The following is an 8,265-nucleotide window of genomic DNA, read 5'->3' as shown; positions in this document are numbered from 1 at the left end:
CTTTCCGTGGATGGCCGGGACAAGCCCGGCCATGACGCGTGGAGGCGTTCGCGCCTGACTCATCGGCTCAGATAGCGCGGCTGGATCCCCGCCCAGCCCATTGATTCGCGGCCCACGCGCAAGGACCCCCGGGTGACTACCGGGCAGCGTGGTTAACCTTTCATTAGAGAATTGCACTGCATCTTCCCAGACGAGGGAGAACTGCAATGTTTTCAAGCCGCGATACCTTTGAAGGCGATTCCTGCCCGGTCCGCGACGAACTCCTTGGCGAGATGTACCGCGCCAGCGAGAGTGGCCTGCCGAGGCTGGTTGAAAGTGTTTCCCCTGACGCGCGCGCCAGGCTGGCGCTGTTCTGCTATCGGCGCAGCCATCTGCACTCGCTGGCGGTCGCGATCGCTGGCAGCTGTAACGAGCGCGACCTGATCGAGAACGGCGGCCGTGTCGGTTCGACGCTCTACGCGCTTGCGCGCGAAGGCGCGGCGAAATCCTCGCCGTCGCTGTCGGGTGGCCGCAAGCCGATCACGCTGTCGACCAAGCCGCTCTCGGTGCTCGCGCCGCTGGACGACGAGATCGACGACGAGATCGGCGAAGCCGTCCCGGCCTAAAGCACGATCGATCGCGCTCTAGCTCTCTATTGGCGTATGATCTCGGCGGAAAACCGCTGCACACTTTTCCGGATCATGCGCCGGCGGCCTCTATCACCGGCAGCCCGAATTTCCGTCGCGCCATCGCGCATTCGGCATCGCCCGGCATGCAGGTGCGGCACACGTCCGGCCGCACTGCATAGATGCCGCACGCGGTCGCTTTTCCAATGTTCCCCTGCAACGCCGAACAGCGATCGCCTTCGCAGCGCATGCCGGATTGACGGTCGTTGACGAGCGCTTCGGGAATCGCGGCAAGCTCCTCGTCGCTCTCGATCGAGAAGCGCGGCCAGTTCGCCGAATAGCCGCAGCAGGCGCCGCAACTCTGGCAACAGCTCGACAGGTCGATCGGGGCGTTCTCATCCATCGTCACGTGTCCTTTGGCGGGCCCCAGACCAGGCTCTGGCGCCATTTCGCGCGCAGCACGTCGCGCCTTTCAGGATATCTCTCGTCGGGATAGCTCGCGTCGACCACGCGGTCGGTGCGGAAGCTGCGGAAGTCGCCGCGCAGCTCGCACCAGGCCGCGAGCAGGCGCACGGCTTCGAGATAGCCGATCGAAATCGGCCAGATCATGCGCTCGCTGGCGCGGCCCTGCTCGTCGCGATAGCGCAGCATGATCTTCTTGCCTTCGTGGATCTGGGTGCGCGTGCGAGCCATGTCCAAGCGGTCCGGCTCCCTGTTCCAGCTCGGTCGGGCCCGGCTTGCCGGCTCCAGCACGAACGGACGCAGGCGCTCAGGGACAGTGTCGGCGATCTTGGCCATCAGATCTTCAGCCGCACGCGCCAGCGCGGGATCGGCATGGCCGGCGACCCATTGCGCGCCCAGCACCGCCGCCTCGATTTCGTCGGGTGTCAGCATCAAAGGCGGCAGGTCAAAACCCTTTTCCAGGATGTAGCCCATGCCGGCTTCACCACGGATCGGCACGCGCTGGCCGATCAGCGTGGCGATGTCGCGATAGATCGTGCGCTTCGAGGTCTCGAGCTCGGCCGCGATGGCGTCCGCCGTCAGCGGCTTACGCGTGCGCCTCAGCACCTGGATGATTTGAAACAGCCGGTCGGCGCGTCTCATCACGGATCTCTTGTCGGTGGTTTTTCAGAAGGCGGCGCGCGGCTGCTGACAGGATGTTGGCAGCAGGGGAGTTCTATACCGGGACAACACGTCGACTGAAGAGGATTTGTCCATGATCATTCCAACTCATTTCGGCCCGGCCGCTGCGCTATGGCGGACCCCGCCTTTACAGGTCCAGCCTTTGCAAGTCCCGCGTTTGCAAGCCCGAGCTTGGTACGCATGGGCGTTCGGCCGCCTCGTATCCCTTGATCTCATGGTCCTCGACCTCCGCCTTGCGCTCGCGACCATGGTGGCTCGCTTCCTGGTGCAGGCCGCGGACGCGCTGGTCCGTCATGTCATGGCCCGCGCCTGGCGGGGGGCCCGTTTCGCAGAAGATATCACGGCTGCTGCCACCATGGTGGCAGCAGCCCGCGGTTAAGTTCCCTCAACTCTTTCGGTCGTTTCAGGAGAGCCTTCATGATCACGCTTTACGGCTTTGGCGCCGGCTTCGGCCTGCCGGAAATCAGCCCCTTCGTCACCAAGACGGAGGTGCAGCTCAAGATGGCGGGATTGCCCTACCGGAAGGAGCGGGCGATGCCACCCGCATCACCCAAGGGGCAGCTGCCCTTCATCGACGATGGCGGCGAGGCGGTGGCCGATTCCACTTTCATCCGCGCCCATATCGAGCGCCGCTACGGCTTCGATTTCGACGCCGGTCTGTCGCTCGTCGAGCGCGCGCAGGCCTGGGCATTCGAACGCATGATCGAGCATCACGTTTATTTTGCGCTGGTCGGGGCGCGCTGGGTCGATCCGGTCAACTTCGCCAAGGGGCCTGCGCATTTCTTCGACGGCGCGCCGGAGCACAATCGCGAGAAGTTGCGCGAGGACGCGCAATTCCGTGTCGCCGAGAACTACCTGCTCTCCGGACTCGGCCGCCACGCGCCCGATGACGACGTCGATCTCGCCGTGCGCTCGCTGTTTGCGCTCTCGGTGCAGCTCGGCGACAAGTCCTATCTGATGGGCAACAAGCCCTGCGGCGTCGATGCCACCGCCTTCGGTGCACTCGCCGGGATCCTGACGCCGTTCTTCGAATCCGCACTGCGCCGTCGCGCCGAAGGATTTCCGAACCTCACCGCTTATGTCGACCGGATGATGGACAGTTACTATCCGGAGTTCGCCTGGACCCCGCTGCGGCAGGCGGCTTGAGGCCTGGAATGAGACTCATCTAGCGCCCCGAGAAAGGTGTGTCCCCTCCCCCACAAGGGAGGAGGGAACTCAGAGAGCGGTGCTGTTGTTCAAACGCGATCCGGCATTACGCTCGCTGCAAACAAAAAGAGCCGGCCCATCGGGCCGGCTCTCGTCGTCTCAATCCTGCCGCTGCGTCTATTTCACCAGCGTGTACTTGCCGTTCTTCACCGTGAGCAGGATGCGCGAGCGCTCGTCGAGGCCGTAGCGATCCTTTTCGGTGAAATTGTAGACGCCTTGGCTCGCCGCAAGCTCCTTCTCCGACAGCAGCGCCTGGCGAATCGCCTCGCGGAATTCCGGCGTGCCTGGCTTCGCCGTCTTGAGTGCCGCCGGGATGATGCGCTTGAGAATCTCGAAGGCGTCGTAAGAGTGACCGGCGAACTGGCTGCGGCTGTTCGGGCCGTACTTGGCTTCATAGGCCGAGTTGAGCGCGAGGCCCGGCTTCTTGGTGGCGGCTTCGTCCGGCTGGTCCTCGGGATCCATGACGGGACCAGAGGCCATCAGCACGCCTTCCGCAGCTTTGCCGGCGATACGGATGAAGTCCATACTGGCGGCGCCATGGGTCTGGTAGATCAGGCCCTGATAGCCACGCTCGCGTAGCTCGGTCTGCGGCAGCGCGGCCGCGGTGCCGGAAGCGCCGACCAGAATGGCATCGGGATTCGCCGCCACGAGCTTCAGCACCTGTCCGGTCACCGACGTGTCGGGGCGAGCGAAGCGCTCCTCGTCGGCGATGGTTATGCCCATCGGCACGGCCTGCGCCTTCAAATCGTTGAACCAGAGGTCGCCATAGGAGTCGGAATAGCCGATATAACCGACGGTCTTCACACCCTTCGACTTCATGTGGTCGTACAGCACCTTGCCCACGATCGGGATCGGCTGCGGCATCGCCACCGACCACTTCATGCGCTCCGGCGTAATCGGGAACGGCGCCAGGCCGAAATGCGGAATGCCGGCTTCGTTGGCGACGTTGGACACCGCGATGGTCGGCGGCGTCAGCGCCGAGCCCATGATGATGTCGGCCTTGGATTCGGTCACGAAGCGGCGGGCGTTGGTGGTCGCGGTGGTCGGATCGCCGCCGTCGTCGAGTACGATCACCTTCAGCGGCACGCCGCCGATCTCCTTCGGCACGAACTCCAGCGCATTGCGCTCGGGAATGCCCAGCGCTGCGCCCGGGCCGGTCGTGGTGGTGGTGATGCCGATGGTGACCTCGGCGGTCTGAGCCCGCGCGGGCACGGCCGGCAGCGCAAGCGCAGCCGCGGTGACGGCGGCGGTCAGGTAAAAGCGTTTCATCTATTCCTCCCTTTATGTGTTTCTTTGAAAGCAGAAATCGGGGGGTAATTCAGCCCCCTCTTTTGGTGATGTGGCGATTTAGCTCCGGGCCTCGCTCCCCGTGAATTTGGCTACCATTTCCGCAGGAAACGGTGCCGATTTCAGTTTGTCGGGGTTAACGGGGTCGCGCCCGACCAGGACACGGGTCTCGAAACCCTCGATAGCCAGCGCCTCGCCCTTGAAGACGCTGTGCTTCACCTCGAAACTCGAGCGCTTGATGCTCTCGATCTTGGTTTCGATGGTGATCCAGTCGCCATAAGTCGAGGGGATGTAGAACTTGGCGCGTGTATCGACCATGGGAATGCCCACCAGGCCGTATTTCTTGACCAGGTCCTGCTTGGAGAAGCCGGCGACTTCGAACAGGGTCGACGTCGAATCGTCGAACATCGCGAAATAACGCGGGTAATAGACGATGTTGGCGGGGTCGCAGTCACCCCACTGGATCTGGACGTCGCGCCGGTTCACGAACATATGCCGCGCCCTATTTCGGCGCCATGCGCAGCGAGCCGTCGAGGCGCACCACTTCGCCGTTGAGGTAGGAATTCTCGACCATGTGCAGGGCGAGCGCCGCGAACTCGTCGGCGTGGCCGAGCCGGCGCGGGAACGGGATCGCGGCGGCGAGCGAGTCCTGGGCTTCCTGCGGCAGGTTGGCGAGCAGCGGCGTGAGGAACAGGCCGGGCGCGATCGTCAGCACGCGGACGCCGAACTGCGCCAGCTCGCGCGCGATCGGCAGCGTCATGCCGACGATGCCGCCCTTGGAGGCCGAATAGGCCGATTGCCCGATCTGGCCGTCATAAGCGGCAACGGATGCCGTGTTGATGATGACGCCGCGCTCGCCGGTTGCCTGCGGCTCGAGCTTGGACATCTCGTTCGCGGCAAGGCGGAGCATGTTGAAGGTGCCGATCAAATTGACCTTGATCACCTTGTCGAAATCGGCGAGCGCCATCGGGCCGTCGCGGCCGACGACGCGCTTGGCAACGCCGATGCCGGCGCAATTGACCAGCACGCGCGCGGGTCCATGGGACTTGGTCGCTTGGGCGATCGCAGCCTCAGCGGAAGCCGCATCGGAGACGTCGCAAGCCACAGCCACGCCCTTGATCTCGGCGGCGACAGTTTCGGCGAGCTTGGCATTGAGGTCGCACACCGCGACCCTGGCGCCCTGCGCCGCCAGCTTACGCGCGGTCGCCGCGCCCAGTCCCGACGCGCCGCCCGTGACGATGACAGCCTGATCCTTCAACAACATGGCGTTCTCCCTAGGTGCGACGTCCTCTTACCCGACCGATATCACACGGTCCGATGGATTGGCAGCGTAGAGCTCCTCGATCAGCAGGCTGCGATGCTCGAGCACCGCGCGCTGGTTGATCGAGCCCTTGTCGGTGACTTCGCCCTTGTCGATCGAGAGTGGCGTGTCCATGAGGATCGCGCGCGTGATCCGCGTCGAGGATCCCGTGGCCGCGCTGAGAAAGCGGGTCAGCCGTTCGCGAAATGCCTCGCGCACCAGCCGGTCGCGGGTCGCGACGACGAGATCGTCGGTCGGCAGCGTCGGGTTGATCAGCCGGCAGCCGTCGAGATCGAGCACGACGAGCGCGGAGATCTCGTCTCGGTTGATGCCGGCGATGACGACGTCGCGCACCAGCGGCGCGCAAGCCGCGACGAAGCGCGCGCGCAATGGGCCGACGCTGACCCAGGTGCCGCTGCCGAGCTTGAAATCCTCACCGATGCGGCCGTCGAAATCGAAGCCGGCATTGAGATCATCGGGATCGACGGGCTTGAGGGCATCGCCGAGCTTGTAGAAGCCTTCTTCGTCGAACGAATTTGCGGTGATGTCGGGCTGGCGCCAGTAGCCGGGCATCACGTTCGGCCCCTTGCAACGAACTTCCATCTTGCCGTTGTTCGGCACCAGCTTGGCGTCATTGCCGGATACGGGAAGCCCGACATGGCCGGAGCGGCTGGTGCGCGGGTTGACCGACATGAAGAACGGCGCGGTCTCGGTTGCACCGAGGCCGGTCAGCATCGGTACGCGGTAGCCTTTTTCCTTCACCGCCAGCTCGTCGAGGCTGTTCCAGACGAACGGCGACAGCGCCGCGCCCGAGAAGAACATCGCGTGCAGCCGGTCGAAGAATTTTGCGCGGAGGCGCTGGTCGTCGCGCAGATAAGGCAGCAGCGACTCGTAGCCCTTGGGGACGTTGAAATAGACCGTCGGCGAAATCTCCTGGAGATTGCGCACGGTTTCCTCGATGCCTCCAGGCACCGGCTTGCCGGCATCGAGATACATCGAGCCGCCATTGTAGAGCGTCAGCCCGATATTGTGGTTGCCGCCAAAAGTGTGATTCCAGGGCAGCCAGTCGATGATGACGGGCGGCTCGTCCCTGAGGAAGGCGAGTGTCTCGCGCAGCATCACCTGGTTGGCGCAGATCATGCGCTGGGTGTTGATGACCGCCTTGGGGTTGCCGGTCGAGCCCGAGGTCAGCAGGAATTTCGCGATGGTGTCGGGGCCGATCTTGCCGTGGACCTCGTCCAGATCGCCGCGGATCGGGGTTGCCATGAGGTCGGCGAGCAAGGTGACGTCGCGGCCCGGCACGTGGCCGTAGGACGCGGCGATCTCGGTGCCGAGCGAGACGTTGGCCGCGAGCGCGTCGGCGAACTTGTCGGCGTCCTCGGCGAAGACAAGGCCGGGCGTCAGCAGCTTCATCAGGTAGGAGAGCTTGCCGTAATCCTTCGATACCAGCGAATAGGCCGGCGACACCGGGCAGAACGGAATGCCGGCATAGAACGCGCCGAACGCGAGCAATGCGTGGTCGATCGAATTGCCGGAGAGGATGACGACCGGCCGCTCCGCCGACAGCCCGCGCGCAATGAGCCCTGAGGCGATGTGCCGGCTCGCGGCGAGCAGCTCGGCGTAGCTGATCTTGCGCCAGCCGCGGCCACCTTCGCGCTCGGCCATGAAGACGCGATCGGGCGTCGCGCTCGCCCAGTGATGCAGGCGGTCGGTGATGCGGGCCGGATAATCGCCGAGCGGCTGTTTGGGCCGCAGATAAATCGTGCCGTCGTCGCGCCGCTCGATATTGACGACGGGATCGCCGAACGAAATGGGCCGCAGCGGGGAAGTGCTCGCGCCGCGCTCCATGCTGGAAGAGGACGGCTGCGCGCTCATGATTTCGGCTTCACCTTTGCGGTCTTGTGTTCGAGGAACTCGCGGATCCTGCGTTTTGCCTCTTTGTCGCTCTGCGCCACCGTCGCCATCAGCGATTCCATCAACAGGCCGGTCTGCGGATTGGCCTCCGCGATCATCGGCAGCGCCTGGAGCACGGCGAAGTTGGTCAGCGGCGCGTTGGAGGCGACCTTGGTCGCAAGCTCCATCGCCTTGCCGAGCCCGTTGCCGGCTTCCGTGACATATTGCGCAAAGCCGTAGGAGGTGCCTTCGGTCGCGGAATAGACGCGGCCGGTCAGCATCATGTCCATCATCCTGGCGACGCCGATCAGGCGCGGCAGGCGCACCGAACCGCCGCCACCGACGAAGATGCCGCGCTGCCCCTCCGGCAGCGCGAAATAGGTCGAGGGTTCGGCGACACGGATATGCGCCGCGCAGGCGAGCTCCAGCCCGCCTCCGATCACGGCGCCCCTGAGCGCGGCGATCACAGGCACGCGGCTGTACTGGATGCGGTCGAACACCCGGTGCCACATCTGGGAATGGAGAAGGCCGCCACTGGCATCATGGTCGGTCAGTTCGGAGAGGTCGAGACCGCTGGAAAAATGGTCGCCGATGCCGTGGATGACGACGGCGCCGATATCCTCGGGCAGGGCCGCAAAACACTCGCCGATCTCCAGGATGATGCCGTCGTTGAGCGCATTGCGCTTGGCCGGCCGATTGAGGCCGACGGTCAAAACCCGGTCCGCCCGCTCGATCTTCAAAAGCCCGGCGGCGCCCGCGTCAGCGGTCTCGGCGTTTCCCTGTGTCATTTGCGTCCTTGTCAGAATAGTTATGTTGTATAACGAATTCAGG

General features: G+C 64.5%; 10 protein-coding genes. 3 read left to right on the top strand and 7 right to left on the bottom strand.

Features of this window, described 5'->3' with window-relative positions:
- Positions 1-206: 206 nt before the first annotated feature.
- Positions 207-605 carry a hypothetical protein gene (locus tag IVB13_RS29375; protein WP_018458458.1) on the top strand — a complete coding sequence of 133 codons (399 nt, stop codon included), beginning with the start codon at positions 207-209 and terminating at the stop codon, positions 603-605.
- A gap of 73 nt (positions 606-678) precedes the next feature.
- Here IVB13_RS29375 and IVB13_RS29370 read toward each other — a convergent pair whose 3' ends face one another.
- Positions 679-1,008, bottom strand: coding sequence for a YkgJ family cysteine cluster protein (locus IVB13_RS29370; RefSeq protein ID WP_018458459.1), 330 nt, complete (start codon positions 1,006-1,008; stop codon positions 679-681).
- A gap of 2 nt (positions 1,009-1,010) precedes the next feature.
- Complete coding sequence (locus IVB13_RS29365; protein WP_007599649.1) at positions 1,011-1,709, bottom strand: YafY family protein; 699 nt, start codon at positions 1,707-1,709, stop codon at positions 1,011-1,013.
- A 112-nt stretch (positions 1,710-1,821) separates the two neighbouring features.
- Between IVB13_RS29365 and IVB13_RS29360 the strand changes: the two genes are divergently transcribed.
- Positions 1,822-2,127 (top strand): hypothetical protein, encoded by a 306-nt coding sequence (locus IVB13_RS29360; protein ID WP_247294194.1) that lies wholly within the window; start codon positions 1,822-1,824, stop codon positions 2,125-2,127.
- 38 nt (positions 2,128-2,165) lie between these two features.
- On the top strand, positions 2,166-2,894 hold the full coding sequence (locus IVB13_RS29355) for a glutathione S-transferase family protein (protein WP_018458461.1): 729 nt from the start codon (positions 2,166-2,168) through the stop codon (positions 2,892-2,894).
- A 177-nt stretch (positions 2,895-3,071) separates the two neighbouring features.
- On the opposite strand, the gene IVB13_RS29350 is transcribed toward IVB13_RS29355, so the two are convergent.
- The 5 genes from IVB13_RS29350 to IVB13_RS29330 all read right to left on the bottom strand — a co-directional run bounded on the left by IVB13_RS29350 (position 3,072) and on the right by IVB13_RS29330 (position 8,222).
- Positions 3,072-4,223 carry an ABC transporter substrate-binding protein gene (locus IVB13_RS29350; protein ID WP_018458462.1) on the bottom strand — a complete coding sequence of 384 codons (1,152 nt, stop codon included), beginning with the start codon at positions 4,221-4,223 and terminating at the stop codon, positions 3,072-3,074.
- A 78-nt stretch (positions 4,224-4,301) separates the two neighbouring features.
- Entirely contained in the window at positions 4,302-4,733 is a 432-nt protein-coding gene (locus IVB13_RS29345; protein ID WP_018458463.1) for a thioesterase family protein, read from the bottom strand.
- Positions 4,734-4,743: 10 nt separating this feature from the next.
- The gene (locus IVB13_RS29340) at positions 4,744-5,505 is read right to left on the bottom strand and encodes an SDR family NAD(P)-dependent oxidoreductase (protein ID WP_018458464.1); all 762 of its coding nucleotides are present in this window, start codon (positions 5,503-5,505) and stop codon (positions 4,744-4,746) included.
- 27 nt (positions 5,506-5,532) lie between these two features.
- Positions 5,533-7,416, bottom strand: a complete 1,884-nt coding sequence (locus tag IVB13_RS29335; RefSeq protein ID WP_026233587.1) for a feruloyl-CoA synthase — start codon at positions 7,414-7,416, stop codon at positions 5,533-5,535.
- Entirely contained in the window at positions 7,413-8,222 is an 810-nt protein-coding gene (locus tag IVB13_RS29330; protein ID WP_018458466.1) for a crotonase/enoyl-CoA hydratase family protein, read from the bottom strand. The genes IVB13_RS29335 and IVB13_RS29330 overlap by 4 nt, the downstream gene beginning before the upstream one ends.
- Positions 8,223-8,265: the final 43 nt, after the last annotated feature.

Source organism: Bradyrhizobium sp. 17 (genome assembly GCF_023073515.1).
Taxonomy (GTDB): domain Bacteria; phylum Pseudomonadota; class Alphaproteobacteria; order Rhizobiales; family Xanthobacteraceae; genus Bradyrhizobium; species Bradyrhizobium canariense_D.
This window is presented reverse-complemented; position numbering and strand designations above follow the sequence as displayed.

Coding starts and splice junctions, on each gene's coding strand:
- IVB13_RS29335 (WP_026233587.1), bottom strand. CDS start 7,416: ATGAGCGCGCAGCCGTCCTCTTCCAGCATGGAGCGCGGCGCGAGCACT.
- IVB13_RS29370 (WP_018458459.1), bottom strand. CDS start 1,008: ATGGATGAGAACGCCCCGATCGACCTGTCGAGCTGTTGCCAGAGTTGC.
- IVB13_RS29350 (WP_018458462.1), bottom strand. CDS start 4,223: ATGAAACGCTTTTACCTGACCGCCGCCGTCACCGCGGCTGCGCTTGCG.
- IVB13_RS29360 (WP_247294194.1), top strand. CDS start 1,822: ATGATCATTCCAACTCATTTCGGCCCGGCCGCTGCGCTATGGCGGACC.
- IVB13_RS29340 (WP_018458464.1), bottom strand. CDS start 5,505: ATGTTGTTGAAGGATCAGGCTGTCATCGTCACGGGCGGCGCGTCGGGA.
- IVB13_RS29365 (WP_007599649.1), bottom strand. CDS start 1,709: ATGAGACGCGCCGACCGGCTGTTTCAAATCATCCAGGTGCTGAGGCGC.
- IVB13_RS29375 (WP_018458458.1), top strand. CDS start 207: ATGTTTTCAAGCCGCGATACCTTTGAAGGCGATTCCTGCCCGGTCCGC.
- IVB13_RS29330 (WP_018458466.1), bottom strand. CDS start 8,222: ATGACACAGGGAAACGCCGAGACCGCTGACGCGGGCGCCGCCGGGCTT.
- IVB13_RS29355 (WP_018458461.1), top strand. CDS start 2,166: ATGATCACGCTTTACGGCTTTGGCGCCGGCTTCGGCCTGCCGGAAATC.
- IVB13_RS29345 (WP_018458463.1), bottom strand. CDS start 4,733: ATGTTCGTGAACCGGCGCGACGTCCAGATCCAGTGGGGTGACTGCGAC.